Raw genomic sequence first — 25712 nt, forward strand, 5'->3', positions numbered from 1 at the left:
TTAAATGATTTTTAAGAAGGATAATATTATGTTAATAAAATCAGTTTCAGAACTTATTGGCCATACGCCGCTTGTTGATTTACAAATTGATGTGCCGCATCATAGTCACATTTATGCAAAACTGGAAATGTTTAACCCTGGTGGCAGTATCAAGGACCGCTTGGGACAATATCTGATTCAAGACGCAATTAATCGCCATCAAATTACGACAGGTACGACGATTATTGAACCCACTGCAGGTAATACCGGTATTGGTGTTGCTTTAGCTGCCCGGAGTTATCAGCTACCAACCATTCTAGTTGTACCGGAAAAATTCAGCCATGAAAAACAGATCCTCATGAAAGCATTAGGGGCTAGACTAATCAATACACCCAGTGATCAGGGTATTCGTGGCGCCATTGAAAAAGCCGAGCAACTTGCGGCTGAAATTCCCAATAGTTTTGTCCCAATGCAATTCCAGAACCCAGCTAATCCGGCAACTTACTACCATACATTAGCACCAGAATTACTTGACGATATGGATCATCCAATTGACGCATTTGTTGCTGGGGCAGGTAGTGGTGGCACGTTTGCGGGTATTTCTAAATACCTGAAGGAGCAAAATTCTCGCACCAAAACGGTTGTCGTTGAACCAGAGGGATCCATTTTAAATGGGGGGCCTGCGCATCCTCATCGAACCGAGGGAATCGGGGTTGAATTTATTCCGCCATTTTTTAAAGAAGTTCCCATAGACGAAATCTTAACTATCTCAGATGTTGATGCATTTAAACAAGTTAAGGAAATGGCTGCTTCGCAAGGCCTATTTATTGGTAGTTCAAGTGGTGCAGCGTTGGCAGCGAGTCTAAAAATTGCTGAGAATCTACCAGATAATAGCCACATCGTTACCGTTTTCCCCGACAGCAGCGAACGGTATATGAGCGAACATATTTATGAATTATAAAACACAAATAAGTAGGGCAAGCACTATGCAATTTGGCACAAAATTATTATGTGGCGAAATCAGTGAAAACAAGGGTATTGGCAAAATTGCAGCTGCAATTGCTATATCAATCCTTTATCAAAAGATAATTGGTGAGAAAAATTTCGAATATGGCCGTTCAGATGTGCTAATTTGGGCAGCTTTTGGGAATTTGATTGCTGATATTACAGAGGAAATTAAAAATCAGAGAAATCAGCTATTAGTTGGTAGAAAGAGGGGTGGTGCTCATGTTTCAAACGGCGCAATCAATCTTGAACCGTGATCCAGCAGCCCACACCCTTTTGGAAGTAGTGCTAACTTATCCAGGAATCCGAGCTTTGTTTTGGTATCGAATTGCCCACTTTTTAGCGTTAAGGCGATTTTTTACAATAGCTAATTTACTCAGTCAACATGCAGCCCATACGACAGGAATAACTATTTCACCCCAAGCCAGAATTGGTAAACGATTGTTTATTGATCATGGGGTTGGTGTTGTTATTGGAGCAACAGCAATTATTGAAAATGATGTTACCATTTTACATGGTGTTACGCTTGGTGCTAGAAAAACAAATCCGGATGTGCGTCATCCTTATATTAAACAAGGGGCTTTCATTGGTGCTAATGCTCAAATATTGGGGCATATCACAGTGGGCGCTTTTAGTAAGGTTGGCGCCGGTGCGATTGTTTTAGTTGATGTTCCGGATAAAACAACAGCAGTTGGTAATCCAGCTAGAATTATTTGGGAAAATAGATCATGACAAATAAAAAGACACAAATAGAAGTTAATACACGTTGGTAAAGTAATCACAAAGAATATGGTAAATAGCTACAATATCGTAGTTAAGCACGACTTTTTATTAACACGCTTACCAATTGCAGATGTATTTACAAGGCACACTCGTGTAACTAAGAGATTAGGCGAATCTACACTTGAGGGGGCAATATTTTACACCCTGAACAACTGTAGTTAACAGCACGTTACACACAGTATCAAAATTTAATCATTAAGACTTTATTGTACATTTGATTGAAACGGAACTTAAATATTTCTAAATCTGTGTAATCGCAGTCAAGGTTTGTCCTAGATACATGTTTTATTAACCAAAGAGAATTATTGATGCTTAACGATGGTATAGGTTTAGCTGATTAAAATTAAGTCCCACTGGGTAGAGTAACTCACTCTACCCAGTGGGACTTTTGTGTTTTTTTCGATATAATTTGAAGTCAAATATGCTAAATCAATCAAATTGTAATAACAAACAAAAGACCCATTAAGATAAAAACTTAACAGGTCTAAAAATATAATTAACAAACCAAAATTGAGTTTGCCACTAATTCGGCACCAAATGTAATGAAAACGCCTTTAAAACAACGTTTCTAGTACCTATAAAATGGAGCCGAGGGGAGTTGAACCCCTGTCCTAACATTTTGCAACCGACACATCTACGTTCATAGCAAAACAATTTAAATTTCACTAATCGCACGCCGTTTTGCTAAGCGATCGAGTTAGCTAGCCTGATTATCCTCTTCTAAATTACCCCAGACGGAGATAATTTAGCGCAGGTTGTTCATTTTTAGACTTATAGTAGCACACAACTAATACAACTATAAGCAACGCTAGCCGGTTTTTAGGCAGCTAATGCGTAATTATTGTTTGAATTTTTTGCAGTTAATTCTACTGAGTGGATTATAGGGCCACAACCCCTAAACGCAGTGCCGGCCCAAACAATGCCAGTCGATTCCGTAACGACCCCGTCAAACAATTTATTATAGCAAACATTTCGTTACTAAACAAATATAAAGTTTATAGAAAAACCTCTATAACATTCGCATTTTTAGGTTGTGAAAAAGTTGTTTATTATATTTAGTTCGTGTATAATTTACTTTTGGTGGTTAAGATTAAATTAAAACAATAAAAAAGCGAACGTTTATTTTAGGAGTTTATTAATATGGAAATTACAACTGTTTTTGATTATGAAGATATTCAATTAATCCCTAATAAATGTATTATTGATAGTCGTTCAGAAGCGGATGCTTCGGTAACGTTAGGTAATCATACATTTAAAATACCTGTAGTCCCTGCAAATATGCAGACAGTTATTGATGATGAATTAGCTATGCAATTAGCAAAAGATGGTTATTTTTATGTCATGCACCGATTTAATCCAGAAACACGTTTGGATTTTGTGCAGAAGTTTCATGAAGCAGGTCAAATCGCATCAATTTCTGTTGGGGTTAAGCAAGAAGAATATGAATTTATTGATCAATTAAAAGCAACAGATTTAATTCCTGAGTATATTACTATTGATATTGCGCATGGTCATGCTGACTCAGTCATTAAAATGATTCAGTATATTAAAAAGACGTTGCCAGAATCTTTTGTAATTGCTGGTAACGTTGCCACTCCTGAAGCGGTCCGTGATTTGGAAAACGCTGGTGCTGATGCAACTAAGGTGGGTGTTGGACCTGGAAAAGCTTGCATTACTAAGTTAAAGACTGGTTTTGGAACAGGCGGCTGGCAATTAGCAGCCCTTCGTTTGTGTGCAAAGGCTGCTAAAAAGCCAATTATTGCTGATGGGGGGATTCGTTATAACGGTGACATTGCCAAGTCAGTACGCTTTGGGGCAACGATGGTGATGATTGGTTCATTATTTGCTGGTCATTCTGAAACACCTGGCGATATCGTAGAAGTTGATGGGGCAAAGTTTAAGACATATTTTGGTTCAGCTTCTCAGTTTCAAAAGGGTGAATACAAAAACGTTGAAGGTAAGAAGTTGTTAGTACCATATCGTGGGGCTATTAAAGATACACTTGTTGAAATGGAACAAGACCTACAATCATCTATTTCATACGCAGGTGGACGTCAGTTGAAAGATTTACGATATGTGGATTATGTTATTGTAAAAAACTCAATTGTGAATGGAGATTCATACTAATTTGGAAAGGCACTTCAGCTTGAAGTGCTTTTTTATATGATAAAAATCTGGATAAAGGGTGCATGGTAATGCAAAATTAGGTATCATATTGTTGTATATATTATTGAAGGGAGTTGTACATGAATATTTTGCAAAGATGGTTAATCAATAGTTTTGATTGGCAGGCTATTGGGCTCGCTTTAATAATTCTAATTATAACGATTATTGTAACGAAGGGGATTGTTACCCCATTATTTGGACAAATTGAAAAACGTGTCTCAAAACGGTTCTCAATTTGGCGCGATATTTTAAAAGCATTTGAACGGCCTGTAAAAATTGCAATTCTATTTGCGGGGATAGTCTGGGCTTTGCATGTTGCACACGCACCGCGAACTATTCTGCATTATGCTCATGATATTAATAAATCAGTTTTAATTTTTAGCGTTGGTTATGGTATTTATACTTTAATGACGTCATTAGCCGATTTACTTAGGTATTTTGGTACGAAAGTCCATATCGAAGTTGATTCTATTGTGATGCCATTTTTAAAACGCACATTACAATTTATTGTGATGGCTTTGACTGTGACGATGATTTTATCTGACTGGGGAATTAATGTTAACGGTGTTTTTGCAGGACTGGGATTAGCAGGATTAGCTGTTTCAATGGCGGCGCAAGATCCAATTAAAAATTTGCTGGGTGGTATCATTATTATTACTGAGAAACCATTCCAAATTGGTGATAATATCGAATCACCTTCGGTAGCTGGAGTTGCAGAAGACATCACATTTCGGTCAACGTTAATTCGAACTTTAGATGGTGCACTAGTAATTGTTCCTAATGCAACATTATCAAATGAGCCAATTACAAATTGGTCGCGAGTCGTTACTAGAAAAATAGGCTTAACATTTTATTTATCTTTAGATACCACAACGCAAGAAATTATTGCAGCATCAGAAGATACGATGGCAAAATTAGCGCAAGATGATCATTTTGTTGAAAATTCAGCATCAGCTTCTATTAGTCAAGTGCTTCCAGAAGGATATGAATTTGATGTTAGCGTTATGCTGAAAATGGCAGCTGACACTAATTTTGCAGGTGAACGAGCAGATGTAAATATGACAGTGATGCGTATTTTAGCGGATCATGATATCCAATTAGCAGTCACTAATCGTTTGATACCAAACTCGTAATTGACTTAATTTTTAGAAACAGGTATAGTTTTATACAATAAAAATATTGCTTTTTTAATGGTCAGACGAGAGCTGGCCAAGGAGCGCGTAAAAAAGATAAGTATACTTAATCGCGCCATTGCTATGGTGCGATTTTTTTACTTAATAATAAGGAGAAAAAAGTGGCAAAAGAGTTTGGTCAAATTCAGGCTATTGGCAAAAATCAACGAACGATGTCAAATTGGGATATGTTTGCAACGTGGATCGGTGCTAATGCAAACAATGGTACTTGGTATATCGGTGGTGTCATTGCGGCAGCAGGTATATATACAGCTTCAACAACGTTAATTACGACAGGGATAATATCGTACATATTTTTAGCGTTGGCATCATATATGGGCTACAAAACAGGATTGCCAATGATGACTCTAACACGGGCTTCTTTTGGATTGAAAGGATCATTTGGACCTTCAATTATTAATATGGTTCAATTCATTGGATGGGCTGCAGCAAATACTTTTATCGCTGCTATTTCTATATCTGTCATTTTTAAAGATTTATTTAATTGGACATCATATGCTGATGGCGGTAAGACTGGTTTAGTTGTTGGAATCATTATCATGTCATTATTGCATTTAGCATCAATTTCATTAGGCGAAAAATCAGTTCGTATGATTGAACGTGTGGGGATTATATTAGTTATCATTTTTGTGATTTGGGAAGCAATCGTGGTTTTTCAACATGTTTCATTGGATCAAATTTTTGACTGGCAAGCACCTAAGTCTGTACGTATTTCATCAGGGGAAGCAATTGATATATTGGCGGCGTTTAATTTGGCTTGGGTAACGGCATCATCTGACTTTTCTCGTTTTGCTAAAAAGAAGTCAGGTGGAACTACTTGGTCATTCTTGGGTGCTAATGTTGGTTTGTTTAGCTTTGCTTTTATTGGTTTACTAGCAACCATTGGTACAGCGGTAATGAATCAGGCATTTGACCCTAATGATTCAGATCCCTCAACAATAGCTTCTAAATTGGGATTGGGTATTATTGCACTATTAGTTATTATTATTACATCAGCCACTGCTAATGCTGTGAACCTAATGGCTGCTGGCTCAGCATTGACAAATATGTGGCACAAGTTAAAGCTAACACCAGCATTGTGGATTGTAACGCTAATAGCAACATTGGTATCATTTATTCCGCTATTGTTTGCAACGTTTTTGGATGCTTTTACTGTATTTTTGGATTATATTGGGATGTTTTTGGGGCCAGAAATAGCAGTGTTCTTAGTAGATTATTTTATTATTCGTAAAGGACAATATGAAATTAGTGAAATAACAAAAGTTTCCGGTAAATATTGGTATGCTAGTGGTATAAATTGGCTTGCGATTGCATCATGGGCTGTTGGAATCATACTATATTTCAGTTTGAAATCAGTCTTTTGGATTAGTCAAACCATTGGTGTTACCTTTGTGACGATGGTTCTTTCTGGTGTCATTTATTATATTTTGACAAAAGTGTTTGGTAAATATGTAAAATAATAGATTTTTTTCGTACAATATATTTGAGGATTATAAAATGAAATATTTAATTGTGACGGAAAAACCATCTGCAGCCAAGAATTTTGTTAAGGCATTAGGTGGCCAAACAGGACAATTTTCAGGCAATGATTATCGCATTGTTAATTTACATGGTCATATGATGGGGTTTAAAGAACCTGAAGAAATGGTTAGTGAAGATAAACAAACAGCATATAAATCTTGGACCCTGAATTATTTGCCTTGGCAACTAGATGAAATGAATTGGCAAAGAACTTATTTAAAGCAGCGCCAACCACGAACGGGACGCTTAAAGTCAACTAAAACAGAATTAACAGAATTACGGCAAGAAAGTAAAAATAAATATGATGCGCTAGTAATCGCAACTGATACAGATCCATCTGGTGAGGGTGATTTGTTAGCATGGGAAGTGATTGATGCTATTCATTGGCAGGGGCGTGTGTTGCGTGCAAATTTTGTCGATGAAGCGCCTAATAGTATTCGAAAAGCGATGGAGAACCTAACGGACGTATCTGATAAATGGCAACATGGTGCTTACTTAAAAGGTGAAACACGTAGTCGTTGGGACTTTGCTTCAATGCAACTGACGAGAATTGCCACTACTTCGGCAAAAAAGGCAGGGTACAAAGTTGTAGCACGGGAAGGACGCTTGAAATCAGTCATTGTTTGGAAAATTTTTGAACAAATGCAGGCTATTAAAGATTATGTAAAAAAGCCATATTACGAAATTTGCTTTGCAGATGAATCAAATCATATCTATCGACGGCAAGTTTCTAAAAGTACGATACCTGATTGGCGATATGATGATAAAGTGCAAGCAAAACAGGAGCTACAACGTTATGATACGGCTAATGTCATTAATGAACATCATGAAAAAAGGCAACAAGCGCCTGATAAGTTACTCGATTTGGCAGGCTTAGCAGCAATTTTGGCCCCAAGAGGGTTTGATAGTAAAGAAGTATTACAAACTTATCAAAAAATGTATGAGGCACAAATTGTGTCATACCCTAGAACGGATGACAAAACCGTTACACCAGAACAATTTTTTGAACTGTTACCAAAGGTTGATCAAATTGCTGATGTCGTTGGTGTTGACAAACAACTGCTCACACATCGACAAGTGCGCGCAACACATGTGAAAGAAACTGGATCGCATGGTGCAAATCGACCAGGAATAAAAGTACCGGTTAATTTAGCTGATTTATCTAAATATGGACCAAGTGCAGCGGCAATTTATGAAATATTGGCTAAAAACTATTTGGCAATGTTGGCAGAAAATTATGTTTATGACCATGTAACGGCACAATTAGCAGAGTATCCAGCCTTTAAAACGGCATTTAATATACCGATTGCACTTAATTATAAGCTTGTGTATGATGCACAAAAGGCGTTACAAGTGGATGAAGAAGTTACGCATACGCAAAATAATCAAGTCGGTCCCCAAGCAACGCCATTTATTTTTGAAGGTGCTAATAAAAAGCCACCTTATCCAACAACCAAGTGGTTAATGGCATTCTTGGAAAAACATAATGTTGGAACTGGGGCAACACGGGTATCAACACTTTCACAAATGAGTCAAGGTAGTAAAGCAATGATGCAAGAAAAAAAGGGGCGCCTAACGTTAACTGAGACAGGCAATGTTTCAGCTATTATGGTACATAATACATGGATTGCATCACCCAAAATAACCAAACGTTTATTTGAAATAATGAATGAAGTTGGTGAGTTTAAGATATCAATGCCAGACGCACTAAATTCACTAACACAAGTTGTTGCGCATGATATGCCGATTATGGTTCAAAATGCCCAAAAATTAGAAACAATACTAGGCAAACCTAAAATAAAAAAGACGACTAGTAAGACAAAAAAGACTGAAAAAGTAAGTGGTTTGTTTAATAATCAAACCATCCAATTTTCTAAAACATGGAGTGATCATACGTTTTCAGATGCAGAAATCCAAACGTTATTATCAGGTGGTGAGGTGAGTTTTTCATCTAAAACAAAGCGAGGCAAGCAGTATACTGCAACAGGAAAGCTAGCAAAGCAGACTTTCAAAGGGCATTCATACTACGGTTTTAAATTAAATCCTAAATCGTAGTAGGTATAGATTAAGAGGATAGGGACAATGTTAATTAAACAAGTTGTGATTGAAAATGCAAAAAAGAAACAAGATGTACGAATTGTTGATGGTAAATTTGAAGCAATTGCAGATTATTTAGAAGCAAATGCAGGTGAGCAAATTATTGATGCCAATGGTAAATTGATGATACCGCCATTTGTAGATCCACACGTACACCTAGATTCTACGATGACGGCCGGTGAGCCTGTGTGGAATGAAAAGGGAACCTTGTTTGAAGGAATTCGTATTTGGGGTGAACGCAAGCAAACATTGTCACATGAAGATGTTAAACGACGGGCAATAAAAGCATTGAAAATTCAAGCTGCACACGGGCTACAATTTGTCCGCTCACATGTTGATGTGACTGATCCTGATTTGGTGGCTCTAAAAGCACTGATAGAGGTACGTGAAGAAGTAAAACCATGGATGACGTTGCAACTAGTTGCCTTTCCTCAAGACGGTATTTTATCATTTCCTAATGGTAAAGAACTGATGACCAAAGCGGCTGAAATGGGTGTTGATGCGATTGGTGCAATTCCGCATTTTGAGTTTACACGTGAATATTCAGTTGAGTCGTTGCATTTTGTATTTGACTTGGCAAAAAAATACCATTTGTTGATTGATGCGCACACTGATGAAATAGATGATCCTGCTTCACGTGGCTTAGAAACATTAGCCACCTTAGCATTGGAGACTGGCTTAAAGGAACGTGTAACTGCTTCGCATACAACAGCAATGGGATCATATAATGATGCCTATGTTTCTAAGTTAATGAGATTATTAAAGCTGGCTGATCTTAATTTTGTAGCTAATCCATTGATTAATATGTATTTGGGTGGCCGTTTTGATACTTATCCGAAACGACGTGGCTTGACGCGGGTTAAGGAATTAGACCAAGAAGGATTGAATGTTGCTTTTGGTGAAGATGATATCAAAGACCCTTGGTATCCAATGGGAAATGGTAACATGATGGATGTGCTGCATATGGGCCTTCATGCGACACAAATGATGGGCCATACAGAAATAATGAATTCATATCGTTTCATTACTAGCCATGGCGCACGTGCACTACAAGTTGAAGATCAATACGGGATTGAAGTTGGTAAACCTGCTAATTTCTTAATTTTTAATGCAGACAACTGGTACAATACTTTAAATGAACGCGTTGAAATGTTATATTCCGTTCATGAAGGAAAAGTGCTAGTAAAGACACAACCGGCAAAAATAGAGGTTGATTTACCACAATTAGATTAATTATAAAAAGAGCAAGTCATCGTTAGGTGATTTGCTCTTTTTATGTATTTAAACACTAAAATATACAGGGTTATATAATCGGTGTTTTTGTGATGTTATGCACGTTTTAGTGGCTACTGGCAAGTTAAATGATGTTTGTAATTAAAAATAAATCATTTATTGATAAATCCCGCATGTTAACAATGATTGGTATTTAGTGTTGCGTTGATGGGATAGCCCTATAAAAAAAATTGGGCCACATCGTTGTATAATAATTGTGAAGATTTTTTTAAAAATAAAATATAAACAATCATGAAATGTCGGGTGATAAAATGAATTTATTAATGATAGAGGATAATACGGCCGTATCAGAAATGATGGGGATGTTTTACAAAAAAGAGCAATGGAATGTGGTTAACGCTTATGATGGTGAAGAGGCTTTGGAATTATTTGATGATGATAAACAAGCTTGGGATGTCATTGTTTTAGATTTGAACTTGCCTAAAGTCGATGGCATGCAGGTTGCCATTAAAATCAGAGAAAGTACAGAAACAGTAGCATTAATTATGTTAACGGCGCGTGATTCTGATTCTGATCAAGTATTAGGATTTGAAGTTGGCGCAGACGACTACGTCACAAAACCATTTAGTCCAATTACGTTGATTGCTCGAATTAAAGCGTTACATCGTAGAGCAACGATGCAAACCAATGGACAAGATGATAATGTTGCAGATGATTTTGATATTAAAACACGGACCTTTAAATTAAATTCACGGACCCGTGAAGCATATATAAATAATGTGTTGATACCAGACTTAACACCTAAAGAATTTGATTTACTTCGTGTGTTGTCACAAAAACCACGGCAAGTTTTTTCACGTGACCAACTGCTACAATTAGTTTGGAATTATGAATATTTTGGTGATGAAAGAACCGTTGATGCACATGTTAAAAAATTGCGTCAAAAAATTGAAAAAGTAGGGCCACAAGTTATTCAAACAGTATGGGGTGTTGGTTACAAGTTTGATGACTCTATTTTGCCAGAAAATCCAAGAAAATAGATGAAGGACTATGAATAAATATGAAAAATAGAGGGCTTGAGATAATATTAATAGTTTTGAGCACACTTCTTTTCTTATTGACTAGCTGGGTATTCATTAATAATGCTAACGTAGCCTTGTTCGTGATACTGGTGATTGTGATCGGGCTGTTCGTTACAACGATAACATTGGTTACACGGCAAAAAAAAGTAACAGCGCAACAGGCAGATGAAATTGCAACCTTGCAACAAGAAATAGTTAAGCAAAGAGATGAAGAAGCAACCATGCTAGCCAATGTGTCACATGAAATGCGCACCCCATTGACGACAATTACAGGACTTGCGGAAGGTCTTCAATATGGTGTTATGGAGGGTAACGAGCAGCGATCTTATGATTTAATCAAAGAAGAAGCGGATCGTTTAACGAGATTGGTGAGATCTGTACTTTCTTTGGAGCGTATGAGACAAGGAAATGCAGGGGATCAAGCAGAAAATTTTAATGTAACATCGTTAATTAGTGAATTGATAGAAAAAATGTGGCCACAAGCAAATAAATTTGGTAACGAAATTCAAAATCTTTGTGAGCCAGACGTTTACGTGTATGCTGTAGTTGATCAAGTAGAACGAATTTTGATTAACATTTTGGCAAATGCAATTCAATTTACTAAAAATGGTATTATAACCGTTTCTGCCAAAGATGTTGCAGGTAAGACACATCTTTTTGTTACCGATACTGGTATTGGTATGACTGCTGAGCAAATAGATAGAATGTGGCAACGTTATTACAAGGTTGATCCATCTCGCACGATAAAAGGAGAATCCGGATTGGGGATGTCAATTGTCCGTGAGCTAATTAAAGCAAATAATGGTGAAATTAAAGTGACTTCCAAAGTTGATGTGGGCACTACGTTTGAAGTGGTATTGCCACAAAAATCAAGTTAACCTTTTAGGTTATATTATTTATGAAAACGGTTTATTTATGTACAATTAGAAACAATATAATATGTTAGAATACAATTGTATTGAAAAACGGACCACTTTAGGGGAACGAAAGAGGAAATTAAAAATGACAGTATCAGTTCATGAAATCGGAAAAATGCCGAATGGTGACTTAGCACAACAAATTATATTAGAGAATAAAAATGGTCACCAAATTGGTGTCACAACTTGGGGGGCAACTTGGCAATTCTTTAAGACTAATGATGGTCATGACTTGATGGTGGGATTACATACAACTGATAAGTTATGGGAGCAACTATACTCAGTAGGTGATGCCATTGGTCGTGTCGGTAATCGTATCACTGGGGCAACATTTACATTAGAGGGTAAGCAATACCATTTAAAGGATAATGAATTAGGAAATGCTTTGCACGGTGGGAAAGATAGTTTTTCAAATCGTACATGGGATTTTGTGATCGACCAAGAAAATAATGCAGTTACGTTTACAACAACTATGACGGAAGCAATTGATCATTTCCCAGGGACGATGCCAACGTCAATTACTTATACGTTAACTGATGACGATGAAGTTATTTTAGATTTTACTGCAGAATCGGATAAAACAACTTTGTATAACCCAACAAGCCATGGTTACTTTAACCCAGCAGGGATTGATACGGACGCTCGTGATTTGAACTTACAGATTAATTCACAACGCCGTTTAGAATTACGTGATGAAGATACGACACCAACTGGCAATTTCTTTGAAAATGCTCATACAGCATATGATTTTTTAAAGCCAACACGCATTGGCGATAACTTGGCACAACTAGAAGGTCCATATGATGTTAAATTCGATGAAGCTTTTGAAATTAATCAAGTAGCAGGTCAACCAGCTGCAGTTATTGCTGATCCAAAATCAGGCCGTAATATTGAAGTTTATTCTGATCGTAATGCTGTGATATTCTTTATTGCTAATCCGGAAGTGGCTTATCATGAAGGTGATCGTGAATGGTTTGATGCACATCCTTATAATGCAATTGCACTTGAAGCTCAAACTTTGAGTGATGCGATTAATCATGAAGGATTTGGTGATATTGTATTGCCTGCAAACAAAAAACAAACATATCGTACTACCTATAAGTTCAACAATTTAGCATAATCGAAATCATTGTGAATAAATTCATGAAAACACTTTCAATTTAAGGCCCAAAAAGTTATAATTGGTCTATACCGCAAAGTTGAAAAATCGGACTTACAGGAAGAAGGAATTAATTATGAGCACACTATCATTTGATACTTCAAAGTTATCGGCATTTGTTGGCGAAGAAGAATTGTCAATGATGCAACCAATGGTAAATACAGCAGATGAACTATTACGTCAGGGTACTGGTGTGGGGGCTGAGTTTACAGACTGGCTACATTTACCAACGGAATACAACAAAGATGAGTTTGCACGTATTAAAGCTGCTGCTAAGAAGATTCAAGGTGATTCAAAAGTACTAGTTGTTATTGGTATTGGTGGTTCTTACTTGGGAGCTCGTGCAGCGATTGATTTCTTGAATGACTACTTTAATAACTATTATGGTGATGAAGAACGTGATTATCCACAAGTATTATTTGCAGGGAACTCAATTGCGCCAGCATACTTAAATAGTTTAATTAAGTTGATCGGTGATCGTGATTTTTCAGTAAATATCATTTCAAAGTCTGGTACAACAACAGAGCCAGCTGTAGCATTCCGTATTTTCAAACAATTATTAGAAAAAAAGTATGGTGTTGAAGGCGCTCGTGAGCGTATATTTGCAACGACAGATGCCCAACGCGGTTCTTTGAAAACATTAGCTGATGCTGAAGGTTACGAAGAATTCGTTGTTCCTGACGGAGTTGGTGGTCGTTTCTCAGCGTTAACTGCAGTTGGGCTATTGCCAATTGCCGTATCTGGTGCAGATATTGATCAATTAATGGCTGGTGCTGCAGCTGGTGAGCAAATTTATGCAGATGCAGATGTGGCTAAAAATCCTGCTTACCAATATGCAGCTTATCGTAATATTTTGTACCGTAAGGGTTATACAACTGAATTGTTGATTAATTATGATCCAACGTTGACACAATTTGGTGAATGGTGGAAGCAATTGCAAGGTGAATCAGAAGGTAAGGATGGCAAGGGTATTTTCCCAGCATCTGGAAACTTCTCAACTGATTTGCATAGTTTTGGTCAGTATATTCAAGACGGTCGTCGTAACTTATTTGAGACTTTGGTTCGTGTAACAGAGCCTGTTTCAGATGTTGTGATTCCAACAATGGACGCAGATGATGGTTTGGGATATCTACAGGGTAAAGATATGAGCTATGTTAACCGTACTGCTTCAGAAGGTACGTTGCTTGCTCACGTTGACGGTGGTGTGCCAAACATGATTGTTGAGATTGATAAGCAAAATGAATTTGCCTTAGGACAAATGATCTACTTCTTTGAAGTAGCTGTTGGTATTTCAGGATACTTAAATGGGATTAATCCTTTTAATCAACCAGGTGTTGAAGCATACAAGCGCAACATGTTTGGTTTGTTAGGTAAGCCTGGTTATGAAGAATTAACAGAATCATTAAAGGCACGTCTATAATTTATAAATTAATGAAAGAATCGAGACAATGCTAGTTTCGATTCTTTTTGATAAATATAAAAATATTTACAAATATCGTGCTAAAATTAATGTAATGCTGGTCTTTATTCAAAAAACCTGCTAATATAATGCAGAAAGACATAAATTTAGGAGAATTCAATCATGGCAACTATTGGTATGAATGACTTGAAAACAGGGTTAACAATTTTGTATAACCAATCAATCTGGCGCGTTTTGGAATTCCAACACGTTAAGCCAGGTAAGGGTGCAGCTTTTGTACGTTCAAAGTTGAAGAACTTGCGTACTGGTGCGGTAAATGAAGTAACATTCCGTCCTGGTGACAAGTTTGAAACAGCAAGTATTGAGCAAACTGACATGCAATATTTGTATGCAGATGGTGATCAACACGTATTCATGGATAACGAGACTTACGATCAAGTTTCTATTCCAGCAGATAAAATTTCAGATGCATTGAAGTTTTTGCTAGAAAACATGACTGTTAAGATTACAACTTATGAAGGTGAAATCTTGGATGTTGAATTACCAAAGACTGTTGAATTGACAGTTAAGGAGACACAACCAGGTATCAAGGGTGCTACTGCTAATGGTGGTGGTAAGCCTGCTACTTTGGAGACTAGATTGGTAATTACTGTACCTGATTTCGTCAATGAAGGTGATAAGTTAGTTGTTAACACTGATAACGGTGGCTCATATACGTCACGTGCCTAGTTTTTACTAGGAAAGTTAGGTATAATAACGATATTAATTAAGAAAGCGCCGACCGGCAGCCGGCCGGCGCTTTCGACTTATTTAGGAGGTTAGTTCCATATGGCAGAAGAGACAATCGTATTAACATATTCAAATGAGGCCTCTGGCGAGACGTTGGTTAGCATGCGCGTACTAGAGATTATCGCAGGGTTGGCAGCACAAGAAGTTGACGGCGTTTCTCGGCTACGCGGGTCATTAACAGAACGTGCACAAGAAGCATTTGGACGACGCGTACACGGAAAAGGTGTTGAGTTACAACAAACTAAATCAGGACTAGATGTTGATGTCTATGTATATCTTAACTACGGTGTGAGTGTGCCAAAGGTATCACATGCTATACAACAACGTATTACATCACAAGTGGCAGCGATGACAGAATTGCAAGTTAACCTTGTAAATGTTCACGTCCAAGGTGTAATTTCACAAAAAACAACTAATACAATTGATGTTAATAATTTATTTGGTGATGAATCAGATACGGAAGGAACTAAGAAATGAGCGCACTAAATCGACACCAAATTCGTCAAACAGCCTTTCAATCGCTATTTGGTTTGGCGTTAAATCCAACGGCTGATGTTGAATCAACTATTTCACAAGTATTAGTTGGTGATCCAGAAGTAGCGTGGACTCAAGAAATACCAGCTGATTTAACAACGGTTGTTACTGGGGTTGTGGCGCATCAAGATGAATTAGATTTAATCATCTCAGATTATCTATCAACAGGTTGGACACTAGAACGTTTGAACACAACAGATCTTGTTTTGATGCGTTTAGCAATCTATGAAGCAAAGTTTACTGAAGTACCTGCTAAAATTGCTGTTAACGAAGCATTGCAATTGGCGCATGATTTTACAGATGATAAGTCACGTAAGTTTATTAATGGTATTTTGAATAAGGCCTTGACTTTAGATTAGTCCGGCGTATAATAAGTATTTGTTAGGAAATAAAGTAATGGCATACCCGCTATTCACCTAGTTAAGATTACTTAGCAGGTTAATCACTTTATTATTAAAGATGATAAATGGCGGGTTGTCGTGTGTAACGGCAAGCCGTTTTTACTTTATCACAAGTTTTTTCGGAGGTAAGGATCATAGCAAACGCACGCCAACCACAACAACAAAAAGATTTAATTAATGATCACATTCGTGCTCGTGAAGTTCGTTTGATTACGGATGACGGTGACCAAGGTGTCATGTCTAAAGTAGACGCACAACGCCTTGCTGACGATGCTGAATTGGATTTGGTATTGGTGCAAGCCAATGCTAAGCCACCAGTAGCTAAGATTATGAATTATGGAAAATTCAAATTCGAAGCACAAAAAAAGCAACGCGAGCAACGAAAGAACCAAAAAGTTGTCAACGTTAAAGAAATTCGTCTTAGCCCAACAATTGATATTAATGATTTTAATACTAAAAAGAACAATGCAATTAAGTTCTTGAATAAAGGTAACAAAGTTAAAGTATCAATTCGTTTCCGCGGACGTGCTATCACCCACAAGGAAATTGGGCGTGAAGTAATGAATCGTATGGCAACGGAGCTTGAGGAAATTGCTAAAGTTGAATCAAGAGCTAAGATGGAAGGGCGCAGCATGTTTATGGTGCTTGCACCCAGAGAAACTAAGTAATTAAACCAGTTTGGAGGACATATCAATGCCTAAGTATAAGACACACCGCGCTTCAGCAAAGCGTTTCAAGAAAACTGCAAATGGTGGGTTGAAGTCAGCTAACGCCTATACGTCACACCGTTTCCACGGTAAGACTAAGAAGCAACGTCGTCAATTGCGTGGTACTTCAATGATGAACCACACTACTTTGAAGACATATGTACACATGTTGAGCCGTTAATCATAATTATTGTTAAATAATTATAACTGGTTCCGAGTAAATTAGAAATTATTGGAGGAAATACCCATGCGAGTTAAGGGTGGTAACGTTACGCGTTCACGTCGTAAGAAGATGATTAAGTTGGCCAAGGGTTACCGTGGTCAACGTCACATCAACTATAAGGTTGCTAAGCAACAAGTTTGGAAGTCATGGTTCTATGCATTCCGTGATCGTAAGCAAACTAAGCGCAACTTCCGTAAGTTGTGGATTGCACGTATCAATGCTGGTGCACGTATGAACGGTTTGTCATACTCACGTTTCATGAACGGTTTGTCATTGATGGGTTCAACTTTGAACCGTAAGATGCTTGCTGAACTAGCTGTTTCAGATTTCGAAGCTTTCTCAGCTTTGGTTGAATCAGCAAAGAAGGCTTTGTCTAACAACGGACAAGTTGTTGCTGAAAAGTCAGCTGCTACTTTGGAAAAGGGTGTTGTTATCAACGCAGCTTCTTCAAAAAAGGCTGTTGCAAAGCCAACTGAAAAGAACACTGTTGCTGAAATTAAAGCATATTTGTCAGAAAATGGCATTGAATTTGCTTCTTCAGCAAAAAAGGCTGATTTATTAGCTTTGGTTTAATTTAAAATTATTGAAAAACACCAGAATATTATTTTTGGTGTTTTTTTATTCTCAAAATAAAAATGTATAAGCAACTACTATGCCGTAACTAAGGGTGATGGCAGGTACGAACGGAAGTGTTTTTTTACCATTAATATAATGGCAAAAGATTTGAATCCCGCAAGAACAGGTGCAAATTAGCCAAAAATTATAAAAATTAACGTAGAAAAGTATAATGACTAATATATCTAAATCACCATTACCAACATAACGTTCGTGTGTTGATGTATTGATTGTTAAACAAATAATGTAACCGGCTAAGATGAGAAAAACCGGAACGCGGTAGAAAAGGGCACCTAGAAACAAAGGCGTTGCTAACCAAACGCTATTAAATTCTTGTGAACGAATATCTTGATAAGAAATATAAATTAAGATTAGCAACAATAAAAAATCAAGCAGCATAGTAAATCCTTTCTGTATAAAACTAATTATAAAGACGGGGAATATCATTATTTTTACAAAAATGACACGCCCGGAATTGTTTGCAAACTAAAGGTTATTCTATCAACGTTTTTTATGTGATAAAAGGGTTGCATAATATCCGAGTCAGTGGTATATTATTAATTGTGCTTTTAGTTAGCAGGGTGTTTGCGGTTACGCGACGTGCTGAACTCGTAAACCAAAAGTACCGGATGATCAAAGTTCATTAGGTTTGTTGTTTAATAAATGACACGCCTGGAAATGTGGACTAAACACTATAGAATAAAAAATTGAAAGGGGACTCTTCGAAATGCCTACAATTAACCAATTGGTTCGTAAGCCTCGTAAGTCACAGAGCTCAAAGTCAAAGTCACCTGCTTTGAACTACAGCTATAACTCACAACTAAAGAAATCTACCTATGTATCTTCACCACAAAAGCGTGGTGTTGCTACTCGTGTTGGTACGATGACACCTAAGAAGCCTAACTCAGCTTTGCGTAAGTACGCTCGTGTACGTTTGTCAAATCTGATTGAGGTTACTGCATATATTCCAGGTATTGGACACAACCTACAAGAACACTCAGTTGTTTTGATTCGTGGTGGTCGTGTTAAGGACTTGCCTGGAGTTCGTTACCACATTATCCGTGGTGCACTAGATACTGCTGGTGTTGACGGACGTATGCAATCACGTTCTAAGTATGGTGCTAAGCGCCCTAAGAACAAGAAATAATTAAGGGAGGACTTATATAATGCCACGTAAAAGTTACACTAAGCAGGCTGAAGTTCTGCCAGATCCAATTTACAACTCAAAGCTTGTTTCACGTTTAATCAATCGTTTGATGCTTGATGGTAAGCGTGGAACTGCTTCAACAATTTTATATGATGCTTTTAATCGTATTAAGGAAGCTACTGGTAACGAACCATTAGCTGTCTTTGAAGAAGCTTTGAACAATATTATGCCCGTATTGGAAGTTAAAGCACGCCGTATCGGTGGTTCTAACTACCAAGTTCCTGTTGAAGTTCGTCCAGAACGTCGTGTGACATTGGGATTGCGCTGGTTGGTGCAATACTCACGTGCCCGCGGTGAGCATACTATGGAAGAACGTTTAGCTAAGGAAATTATGGATGCTGCCAACAACACTGGTGCATCTGTTAAGAAGCGCGAAGACACACACAAGATGGCTGAAGCCAACCGTGCCTTTGCACATTACCGCTGGTAATAGACCAATTTTGTGGCTGCAGTCAAATGACAGTAGCCACTTTTGGTGTATTTACGGTATAATATATCTAGACAACCAACGATTAACAAATTAATGGGTTAATTGTTAAGAAACTCAAGGAGAATTACTCATGGCTAACAAGCGTGAATATCCTTTGCTACGCACTCGTAACATCGGGATCATGGCGCACATCGACGCTGGTAAGACAACGACGACAGAGCGTATTTTGTACTATACTGGTAAGATTCATAAAATTGGTGAGACTCATGATGGGGCTTCACAAATGGACTTTATGGACCAAGAAAAGGAACGTGGTATCACGATCCAATCTGCAGCCACAACAGCTGTTTGGCATGGTTTTCATGACCAATATAAGAAGGAACCATACCGTGTTAACATCATTGACACACCAGGTCACGTGGACTTCACTATCGAAGTTGAGCGTTCATTGCGTGTTCTTGATGGTGCCGTAGCCGTATTGGATGGTGCTGCTGGTGTTGAGCCACAAACAGAAACTGTTTGGCGCCAAGCTGAAACTTATGAAGTACCCCGTGTTGTTTTTGTTAACAAAATGGACAAGTTGGGTGCTGACTTTGGTATGTCTGTTGATTCATTGAAGGAACGTTTGGATGCTAATGCTAAGGCTATTCAATGGCCAATTGGTGCTGAAGACGATTTCGAAGGTGTTATTGACTTAATCGAAAAGAAGGCAATGTACCCAACTACTGAACTAGGTGAAGAATGGGAAGCACGTGAAATACCTGCTGACTACGCTGATTTAGTAGAAGAAAAGTACAACGAATTGGTTGAAGCCGTTGCTGATGTTGACGACGAAATCATGGATAAGTACTTGGAAGGTGAAGAAATTAGCGAAGCCGAATTAAAGGCTGGTATTCGCCGTGCAACAATTTCTCTACAATTCTACCCAGTTCTTGCAGGTTCAGCCTACAAAGATAAGGGTGTTCAAATGATGTTGGATGCCGTTGTTGAATACTTGCCATCACCTTTGGATGTTAAGCCATATGTTGCTAACGATCCAGAAACTGGTGAAGAAATCGACTTGGTTGCTAATGATGAAGGTCCATTTGCTGCCTTGGCATTTAAGGTTATGACTGATCCATTCGTTGGACGTTTGACATTCTTGCGTGTATATACTGGTACTTTGGAATCAGGTTCATACATCATGAATACGTCAAAGGACAAGCGTGAACGTGTTGGTCGTTTGCTACAAATGCACGCAACTGATCGTAAAGAAATCCCTGAGGTATTCTCAGGAGATATCGCTGCTGCCATTGGTTTGAAGGATACAACTACTGGAGATTCTTTGACTTCACCAGATCGTCGCTTGATCTTGGAATCAATGGAATTCCCTGACCCAGTTATCCAATTAGCTGTTGAGCCTAAGACTAAGGCTGACCAAGCTAAGATGACTGTTGCTTTGCAAAAGTTGGCCGAAGAAGATCCATCATTCCGTGCAGAAACTAACCAAGAAACTGGGGACACACTAATTTCTGGAATGGGTGAGTTGCACTTGGATATCATTGTTGACCGTATGAAGCGTGAATTCCACGTTGATGTTACGGTTGGTGCACCACAAGTTGCTTACCGTGAAGCATTTACGAAGACTGTTCAAGCTCGTGGATACTTCAAGCGCCAATCAGGTGGTAAGGGACAATATGGTGATGTTTGGATTGAATTCTCACCTAATGAAGAAGGGGCTGGATTCGAATTCGAAGATGCCGTTGTTGGTGGTGTTGTTCCTCGTGAATACATTCCTTCAGTTGAAGCTGGTTTGAAGGATTCATTGAACAATGGTCCTTTGGCTGGATTCCCATTGGTTGATTTGAAGGCTAAGTTGTATGATGGTTCATACCACGATGTCGACTCATCTGAAGCTGCCTTTAAGATTGCCGCTTCATTAGCTTTGCGTGAAGCTGCTAAGACTGCTGGTGCAGTTATTTTGGAGCCAGTCATGAAGGTTGATATCATGGTTCCTGAAGATAACTTGGGTGATGCTATGGGTCACGTTTCAGCTCGTCGTGGATTGCTTGAAGGACAGGACCAACGTGGAAAGCAAATGCTAGTACACGCTAAGGTTCCGTTGTCAGAAATGTTTGGATATGCTACTACTTTGCGTTCATCAACGCAAGGTCGTGGAACATTCCAAATGGTCTTTGACCACTATGAAGCAGTTCCTAAGAACGTACAACAAGATATTATTGCTAAGTACGGTACTACTTCAGCTGAATAATTTTTATTTAACAAAAATTAAGAAGGACATTGATAATTATTTGTCAGTGTCCTTTTTTGTTTTATTATCGACTATTTTTTGATTAATTTGTATAATAAAGTTTATGTAAAGAAAGGTGGTACTAGTAGTGGCACAACCAATTATCGAATTTAAACATGTTGCTAAGCAATATGATGACAATGTTGTCTTGAAGTCTGTTGATTTAGAGATAGAAGCTGGTAAATTTTATACGTTATTAGGACCCTCAGGTTCTGGTAAAACGACGATTTTACGTCTAATTGCTGGCTTTTTAGAAGCTACTTCAGGGGACATTTTATTTGAAGGTCAAAGAATTAATGAATTACCGCCTGAAAAACGACGCGTTAATACAGTATTTCAAAATTATGCATTGTTTCCAAATATGAACGTTTTTGAAAATGTTGCATTTGGTATGTCTATTAAAGGGAAAGGTAAGTCTGAAATTAAAGTAAAAGTTGCTGAAATGTTAAGTCTAGTAAAATTATCTGGTTTAGCAGATCGAGAAATTTCAGAATTATCTGGTGGGCAACAACAACGCGTAGCGATTGCACGAGCATTAGCTAACGATCCTGAGGTTTTATTGTTAGATGAGCCATTATCAGCGCTAGATTATAAGTTACGTAAGAAAATGCAGTATGAGCTACGTGAGATACAAAAGCGTCTGGGAATAACGTTTATTTTTGTAACACATGACCAAGAAGAAGCGTTGGCAATGTCGGACTGGATATTTGTTACCAATGAAGGTGAGATTGTCCAAAATGGTACACCAGTAGATATTTATGATGCGCCAATTAACCATTTTGTGGCAGATTTCATCGGTGAATCGAATATTTTACCAGGTGTGATGCGTAAAGATTATTTGGTTGCATTTGCTGGTAAAGAATTTGAAAATGTTGATGGTGGTATGCGACTTAATGAACAAGTTGAAGTAGTATTGCGACCTGAAGATTTAGACTTAGTAAGTGCGGATAAGGGTAAACTAGTTGTCACGATTGATGATCAGTCATTTAGAGGTGACTATTATGAAATTACAGCATATGATGATGATCAAAATGAATGGCAAATTCAAGCAACTAATCCTGCTGTTATTGGTGAACGGCGTGGTTTGCTCTTTGATCCTGAAGATATCCACATTATGCGTTTAAATGAATCTGAAGAAGATTTTGATGCACGTATGGAAGAATATGATGATACTGAGGAGGCGACAATGAATGAATCGTAAACGGACACTAACCTATACAATTCCATATATATTGTGGTTGGGATTATTTGTCATTGCCTCTGTCATTTTATTAATTATTCAGTCATTTGGGAATCTTAATGGTCATTTTACATTCAGTAATTATGTAACATATTTTAGTTCAGGTACGTATCTACGAATGACCTTTAATTCAATCTTTTTTGCATTTATTGTCACAGCAATGACGTTATTAATTAGTTATCCGATGGCATATGTAATGAGTCGTTTAAAGCATGCCCAATTTTGGTTATTGCTGGTTATTTTACCAACCTGGGTGAATTTATTATTAAAAGCATATGCCTTTATAGGATTATTTTCAAAAACAGGGACTATTAACGAGTTTTTGTCATTAATCGGTTTTGCACCACATCAAATGATGTTTACAAATATGTCTTTTTTGGTTGTTGCAGCATACATAGAAATACCTTTTATGATTATGCCAATTTTTAACTCACTAGTTGAGTTAGATAAAAGTTATATTAATGCCGCTCGCGATTTAGGGGCAACCCAATGGCAAACATTGGTTAAGGTTATTTTTCCAATCTCAATTGGTGGTGTTAAAGCTGGTATTCAAGCTGTATTTATCCCAACACTGTCATTATTTATGATTACGAGATTAATTGGGGGTAACCGCGTGATTACCTTGGGAACTGCAATTGAGGAACATTTTTTGGTTACGCAAAATTGGGGAATGGGTTCGACAATCGGCGTCATTTTGATTGTTGCGATGATTTTAACAATGATGCTAACCAGAGATCGCAAGAAGAAGGGGGGCAAGCATGGTAGATAAGCACAAAAAGTGGGCGAATATTTATTTGGTCTTTGTCTTTATATTAATGTATGCACCAATCTTTTATCTTATCTTTTATTCATTTAATAAGGGTGACTATATGGCAGGATTTGCGGGATTTTCATGGCGACATTACATTGATATGTTTGCCGATGCCCGCTTAATGCAAATGTTAGTAAACACCTTTATTGTGGCACTATTGTCAGCATTAATTGCAACGTTGATCGGTTTATTTGGGGCTATTGGTATTTATAATACGAAACAAGCTAGTACTAAAAATGTTTTGTTATCGTTAAACAATGTCTTAATGGTCTCACCAGATGTTATTATTGGTGCCAGCTTTTTGATTTTCTTTACGATGATTGGCTTGAAATTAGGTTTTGGTTCGGTTGTGTTAGCCCATATTGCATTTTCAATTCCTATCGTTGTGTTAATGGTGTTACCACGTTTAAATGAAATGAATCCAGCTTTGATTGATGCGGCACGTGATTTAGGTGCAAATAGTTATCAGGTGTTATCAAGAGTTGTTTTACCTTACGCATGGCCAGGAATTTTATCTGGATTTTTCATGGCAATTACGTATTCATTGGATGATTTTGCAGTAACTTTTTTCGTAACAGGAAACGGATTTTCAACGCTTTCAGTCGAAATATATTCACGTGCGCGTCAAGGAATTGATCTTTCTATCAATGCAATGGCGACATTAATGTTTTTGTTGTCACTAGTTTTGGTTATTATCTATTACTTCATTTCAAATTATAGTGCTGCTAATAGCAAAAAAAAGAAAGGTAATAGAGTGGTGGTGCATTAATTATGAAAAAAATCATTTGGTTAACAACGATTATATTAGGTGCCACGTTAGCATTATTTGGGGTTAATATCTTTTTAGAACACACTGAAAATGTTGGCACTAAAAATAATGGTCATCAGGAATTAACAATTTATAACTGGGGAGATTATATTGATCCAAATTTGTTAAAAAAGTTTCAAAAAGAAACAGGTTATAAAGTTGATTATGAAACATTTGATTCTAATGAAGCAATGTTTACTAAAATTCAACAAGGTGGCACACATTATGATTTAGCAGTACCGTCAGATTATATGATTCAAAAGATGAAGGCTGCTAACCTTTTGTTACCATTAGATCATGAAAAATTAACTGGGCTTGGTAATTATGATAAGTAGTTTATGAATCAAGCGTTTGATAAAGGCAATAAATACTCTGTTCCGTATTTTTGGGGGACGTTAGGCATTGTCTATAATGACAAATATATTAAACCAGATGAAATTAAAACTTGGAATGATCTTTGGCGGCCTAAGTACAAAAAGAGTATTATGTTAATTGATTCTGCACGGGATATTATGGGGATGGCTTTAGCATCTAGCGGCCAATCAGTTAATACAAAAAGTATCCCTGAATTAGCTGCGGCTAAAGGGAAACTAGATACATTAATGCCAAACGTTAAGGCAATGGTTGCGGACGAGATTAAGACGTATATGGCACAAGAAGAAGCAACACTTGCAGTTGATTACTCAGGTGATGCGGCAGAAATGATTTCTGAGAATAAACATTTGCATTATGTTGTTCCTAGCGATGGTGGTAACTTGTGGTTTGATAATATTGTGATGCCTAAAACGGTTAAAAATAAAAAAGCAGCTTATGCATTTTTGAATTTTATGAGTAAACCAGCTAATGCAAAACAAAATGCTATTTATGTCGGTTATGCAACATCGAATAAAAAGGCAGTTAAACAATTACCGCAAGCAACTAAAAATAATCCATCTTGGTATCCTGATGATAAAACATTGTCAAAACTGGAAGTATATGAAGACTTAGGGCCAAATTGGGTCGGTAAGTATAATGACTATTTCTTAGAATTTAAGATGACGAATCGTTAATTTCAAGTCAAATTTTATCTTTATGCTAAGCATTACATTATAAAATGGTGTTA

At 37.4% G+C, this 25712-nt stretch carries 24 protein-coding genes, 1 other RNA gene and 2 pseudogenes; 26 read left to right on the plus strand and 1 reads right to left on the minus strand.

The annotated features are described in order from the left end of the window. The first annotated feature begins 28 nt into the window (after positions 1-28). Genes FFM61_RS04885 through epsC form a run of 3 tightly spaced genes read left to right on the plus strand, consistent with a single transcriptional unit; the run spans position 29 to position 1716 of the window. Positions 29-940 carry a PLP-dependent cysteine synthase family protein gene (locus FFM61_RS04885; RefSeq protein ID WP_074427524.1) on the plus strand — a complete coding sequence of 304 codons (912 nt, stop codon included), beginning with the start codon at positions 29-31 and terminating at the stop codon, positions 938-940. Further along, a complete protein-coding gene (locus FFM61_RS04890) occupies positions 930-1241 on the plus strand; it encodes a hypothetical protein (protein ID WP_074427525.1) in 312 nt (103 codons plus the stop codon). Before FFM61_RS04885 ends, FFM61_RS04890 begins: the two co-directional genes overlap by 11 nt. Beyond that, complete coding sequence (gene epsC / locus FFM61_RS04895; protein ID WP_074427526.1) at positions 1207-1716, plus strand: serine O-acetyltransferase EpsC; 510 nt, start codon at positions 1207-1209, stop codon at positions 1714-1716. The genes FFM61_RS04890 and epsC overlap by 35 nt, the downstream gene beginning before the upstream one ends. 631 nt (positions 1717-2347) lie before the next feature. Here the strand turns inward: epsC and ssrA are convergent. Further along, positions 2348-2712: a transfer-messenger RNA gene (gene ssrA, locus FFM61_RS04900) on the minus strand. Between the two features lie 195 nt (positions 2713-2907). Here ssrA and FFM61_RS04905 point away from each other — a divergent pair. The 23 genes and pseudogenes from FFM61_RS04905 to FFM61_RS05010 all read left to right on the plus strand — a co-directional run bounded on the left by FFM61_RS04905 (position 2908) and on the right by FFM61_RS05010 (position 25659). Further along, positions 2908-3894, plus strand: coding sequence for a GMP reductase (locus FFM61_RS04905; protein ID WP_074427527.1), 987 nt, complete (start codon positions 2908-2910; stop codon positions 3892-3894). Positions 3895-4013: 119 nt separating this feature from the next. After that, positions 4014-5066 carry a mechanosensitive ion channel family protein gene (locus tag FFM61_RS04910; protein ID WP_074427528.1) on the plus strand — a complete coding sequence of 351 codons (1053 nt, stop codon included), beginning with the start codon at positions 4014-4016 and terminating at the stop codon, positions 5064-5066. Positions 5067-5278: 212 nt separating this feature from the next. Then, entirely contained in the window at positions 5279-6586 is a 1308-nt protein-coding gene (locus FFM61_RS04915) for a cytosine permease (protein ID WP_210726681.1), read from the plus strand. A gap of 37 nt (positions 6587-6623) precedes the next feature. Then, positions 6624-8702, plus strand: coding sequence for a DNA topoisomerase (locus tag FFM61_RS04920; protein ID WP_074427530.1), 2079 nt, complete (start codon positions 6624-6626; stop codon positions 8700-8702). A gap of 27 nt (positions 8703-8729) precedes the next feature. Then, complete coding sequence (gene codA / locus FFM61_RS04925; protein ID WP_074427531.1) at positions 8730-9977, plus strand: cytosine deaminase; 1248 nt, start codon at positions 8730-8732, stop codon at positions 9975-9977. Between the two features lie 311 nt (positions 9978-10288). After that, complete coding sequence (locus FFM61_RS04930; protein ID WP_074427532.1) at positions 10289-11017, plus strand: response regulator transcription factor; 729 nt, start codon at positions 10289-10291, stop codon at positions 11015-11017. Between the two features lie 20 nt (positions 11018-11037). Continuing rightward, positions 11038-11937 carry a sensor histidine kinase gene (locus FFM61_RS04935; protein ID WP_083194483.1) on the plus strand — a complete coding sequence of 300 codons (900 nt, stop codon included), beginning with the start codon at positions 11038-11040 and terminating at the stop codon, positions 11935-11937. Between the two features lie 124 nt (positions 11938-12061). Beyond that, complete coding sequence (locus tag FFM61_RS04940) at positions 12062-13096, plus strand: aldose epimerase family protein (protein WP_074427534.1); 1035 nt, start codon at positions 12062-12064, stop codon at positions 13094-13096. A gap of 115 nt (positions 13097-13211) precedes the next feature. After that, positions 13212-14555, plus strand: coding sequence for a glucose-6-phosphate isomerase (locus tag FFM61_RS04945; RefSeq protein WP_074427535.1), 1344 nt, complete (start codon positions 13212-13214; stop codon positions 14553-14555). 162 nt (positions 14556-14717) lie between these two features. Then, on the plus strand, positions 14718-15284 hold the full coding sequence (gene efp / locus FFM61_RS04950; RefSeq protein ID WP_074427536.1) for an elongation factor P: 567 nt from the start codon (positions 14718-14720) through the stop codon (positions 15282-15284). Positions 15285-15383: 99 nt separating this feature from the next. Continuing rightward, a complete protein-coding gene (locus FFM61_RS04955; protein WP_074427537.1) occupies positions 15384-15821 on the plus strand; it encodes an Asp23/Gls24 family envelope stress response protein in 438 nt (145 codons plus the stop codon). Further along, positions 15818-16237, plus strand: coding sequence for a transcription antitermination factor NusB (gene nusB / locus FFM61_RS04960; protein ID WP_074427538.1), 420 nt, complete (start codon positions 15818-15820; stop codon positions 16235-16237). The genes FFM61_RS04955 and nusB overlap by 4 nt, the downstream gene beginning before the upstream one ends. A 176-nt stretch (positions 16238-16413) precedes the next feature. Further along, positions 16414-16947 carry a translation initiation factor IF-3 gene (gene infC, locus FFM61_RS04965; RefSeq protein WP_074427539.1) on the plus strand — a complete coding sequence of 178 codons (534 nt, stop codon included), beginning with the start codon at positions 16414-16416 and terminating at the stop codon, positions 16945-16947. Between the two features lie 25 nt (positions 16948-16972). Beyond that, positions 16973-17167: a 50S ribosomal protein L35 gene (gene rpmI / locus FFM61_RS04970; RefSeq protein ID WP_074427540.1), complete on the plus strand. Its 195-nt coding sequence runs from the start codon at positions 16973-16975 to the stop codon at positions 17165-17167. A 66-nt stretch (positions 17168-17233) separates the two neighbouring features. Continuing rightward, positions 17234-17647 (plus strand): annotated as a pseudogene (rplT, locus tag FFM61_RS04975) (50S ribosomal protein L20); the annotation flags it as partial. After that, the gene (locus tag FFM61_RS09185; protein WP_255313612.1) at positions 17624-17782 is read left to right on the plus strand and encodes a HeH/LEM domain-containing protein; all 159 of its coding nucleotides are present in this window, start codon (positions 17624-17626) and stop codon (positions 17780-17782) included. The pseudogene rplT and the gene FFM61_RS09185, both read left to right, overlap by 24 nt. A 769-nt stretch (positions 17783-18551) precedes the next feature. After that, a complete protein-coding gene (gene rpsL, locus FFM61_RS04980; protein ID WP_074427542.1) occupies positions 18552-18971 on the plus strand; it encodes a 30S ribosomal protein S12 in 420 nt (139 codons plus the stop codon). A 19-nt stretch (positions 18972-18990) separates the two neighbouring features. Continuing rightward, positions 18991-19461: a 30S ribosomal protein S7 gene (gene rpsG / locus FFM61_RS04985; protein ID WP_074427543.1), complete on the plus strand. Its 471-nt coding sequence runs from the start codon at positions 18991-18993 to the stop codon at positions 19459-19461. A 130-nt stretch (positions 19462-19591) separates the two neighbouring features. Further along, on the plus strand, positions 19592-21712 hold the full coding sequence (fusA, locus tag FFM61_RS04990; RefSeq protein ID WP_074427544.1) for an elongation factor G: 2121 nt from the start codon (positions 19592-19594) through the stop codon (positions 21710-21712). A 127-nt stretch (positions 21713-21839) separates the two neighbouring features. Continuing rightward, positions 21840-22952 (plus strand): ABC transporter ATP-binding protein, encoded by a 1113-nt coding sequence (locus FFM61_RS09250; RefSeq protein ID WP_074427545.1) that lies wholly within the window; start codon positions 21840-21842, stop codon positions 22950-22952. Next, positions 22942-23760: an ABC transporter permease gene (locus tag FFM61_RS05000; RefSeq protein WP_074427583.1), complete on the plus strand. Its 819-nt coding sequence runs from the start codon at positions 22942-22944 to the stop codon at positions 23758-23760. The genes FFM61_RS09250 and FFM61_RS05000 overlap by 11 nt, the downstream gene beginning before the upstream one ends. Further along, the gene (locus FFM61_RS05005; RefSeq protein WP_074427546.1) at positions 23750-24571 is read left to right on the plus strand and encodes an ABC transporter permease; all 822 of its coding nucleotides are present in this window, start codon (positions 23750-23752) and stop codon (positions 24569-24571) included. The genes FFM61_RS05000 and FFM61_RS05005 overlap by 11 nt, the downstream gene beginning before the upstream one ends. 2 nt (positions 24572-24573) lie before the next feature. Continuing rightward, a pseudogene (locus FFM61_RS05010) lies at positions 24574-25659 on the plus strand (ABC transporter substrate-binding protein). Positions 25660-25712: the final 53 nt, after the last annotated feature.

The organism is Weissella hellenica (genome assembly GCF_005405545.1).
In the GTDB taxonomy this organism is placed as follows: domain Bacteria; phylum Bacillota; class Bacilli; order Lactobacillales; family Lactobacillaceae; genus Weissella; species Weissella hellenica.

Excerpts from the sequence above, each read along its gene's own strand:
- FFM61_RS04885 (WP_074427524.1), top strand. The coding sequence starts at position 29 with ATGTTAATAAAATCAGTTTCAGAACTTATTGGCCATACGCCGCTTGTT.
- FFM61_RS04955 (WP_074427537.1), top strand. The coding sequence starts at position 15,384 with ATGGCAGAAGAGACAATCGTATTAACATATTCAAATGAGGCCTCTGGC.
- FFM61_RS04920 (WP_074427530.1), top strand. The coding sequence starts at position 6,624 with ATGAAATATTTAATTGTGACGGAAAAACCATCTGCAGCCAAGAATTTT.
- FFM61_RS05000 (WP_074427583.1), top strand. The coding sequence starts at position 22,942 with ATGAATCGTAAACGGACACTAACCTATACAATTCCATATATATTGTGG.
- FFM61_RS04940 (WP_074427534.1), top strand. The coding sequence starts at position 12,062 with ATGACAGTATCAGTTCATGAAATCGGAAAAATGCCGAATGGTGACTTA.
- FFM61_RS04890 (WP_074427525.1), top strand. The coding sequence starts at position 930 with ATGAATTATAAAACACAAATAAGTAGGGCAAGCACTATGCAATTTGGC.
- FFM61_RS04910 (WP_074427528.1), top strand. The coding sequence starts at position 4,014 with ATGAATATTTTGCAAAGATGGTTAATCAATAGTTTTGATTGGCAGGCT.
- epsC (WP_074427526.1), top strand. The coding sequence starts at position 1,207 with ATGTTTCAAACGGCGCAATCAATCTTGAACCGTGATCCAGCAGCCCAC.
- FFM61_RS04945 (WP_074427535.1), top strand. The coding sequence starts at position 13,212 with ATGAGCACACTATCATTTGATACTTCAAAGTTATCGGCATTTGTTGGC.
- efp (WP_074427536.1), top strand. The coding sequence starts at position 14,718 with ATGGCAACTATTGGTATGAATGACTTGAAAACAGGGTTAACAATTTTG.
- fusA (WP_074427544.1), top strand. The coding sequence starts at position 19,592 with ATGGCTAACAAGCGTGAATATCCTTTGCTACGCACTCGTAACATCGGG.
- FFM61_RS05005 (WP_074427546.1), top strand. The coding sequence starts at position 23,750 with ATGGTAGATAAGCACAAAAAGTGGGCGAATATTTATTTGGTCTTTGTC.
- nusB (WP_074427538.1), top strand. The coding sequence starts at position 15,818 with ATGAGCGCACTAAATCGACACCAAATTCGTCAAACAGCCTTTCAATCG.
- FFM61_RS04930 (WP_074427532.1), top strand. The coding sequence starts at position 10,289 with ATGAATTTATTAATGATAGAGGATAATACGGCCGTATCAGAAATGATG.
- FFM61_RS04935 (WP_083194483.1), top strand. The coding sequence starts at position 11,038 with ATGAAAAATAGAGGGCTTGAGATAATATTAATAGTTTTGAGCACACTT.
- rpsG (WP_074427543.1), top strand. The coding sequence starts at position 18,991 with ATGCCACGTAAAAGTTACACTAAGCAGGCTGAAGTTCTGCCAGATCCA.
- FFM61_RS04915 (WP_210726681.1), top strand. The coding sequence starts at position 5,279 with ATGTCAAATTGGGATATGTTTGCAACGTGGATCGGTGCTAATGCAAAC.
- FFM61_RS04905 (WP_074427527.1), top strand. The coding sequence starts at position 2,908 with ATGGAAATTACAACTGTTTTTGATTATGAAGATATTCAATTAATCCCT.
- codA (WP_074427531.1), top strand. The coding sequence starts at position 8,730 with ATGTTAATTAAACAAGTTGTGATTGAAAATGCAAAAAAGAAACAAGAT.
- rpsL (WP_074427542.1), top strand. The coding sequence starts at position 18,552 with ATGCCTACAATTAACCAATTGGTTCGTAAGCCTCGTAAGTCACAGAGC.
- rpmI (WP_074427540.1), top strand. The coding sequence starts at position 16,973 with ATGCCTAAGTATAAGACACACCGCGCTTCAGCAAAGCGTTTCAAGAAA.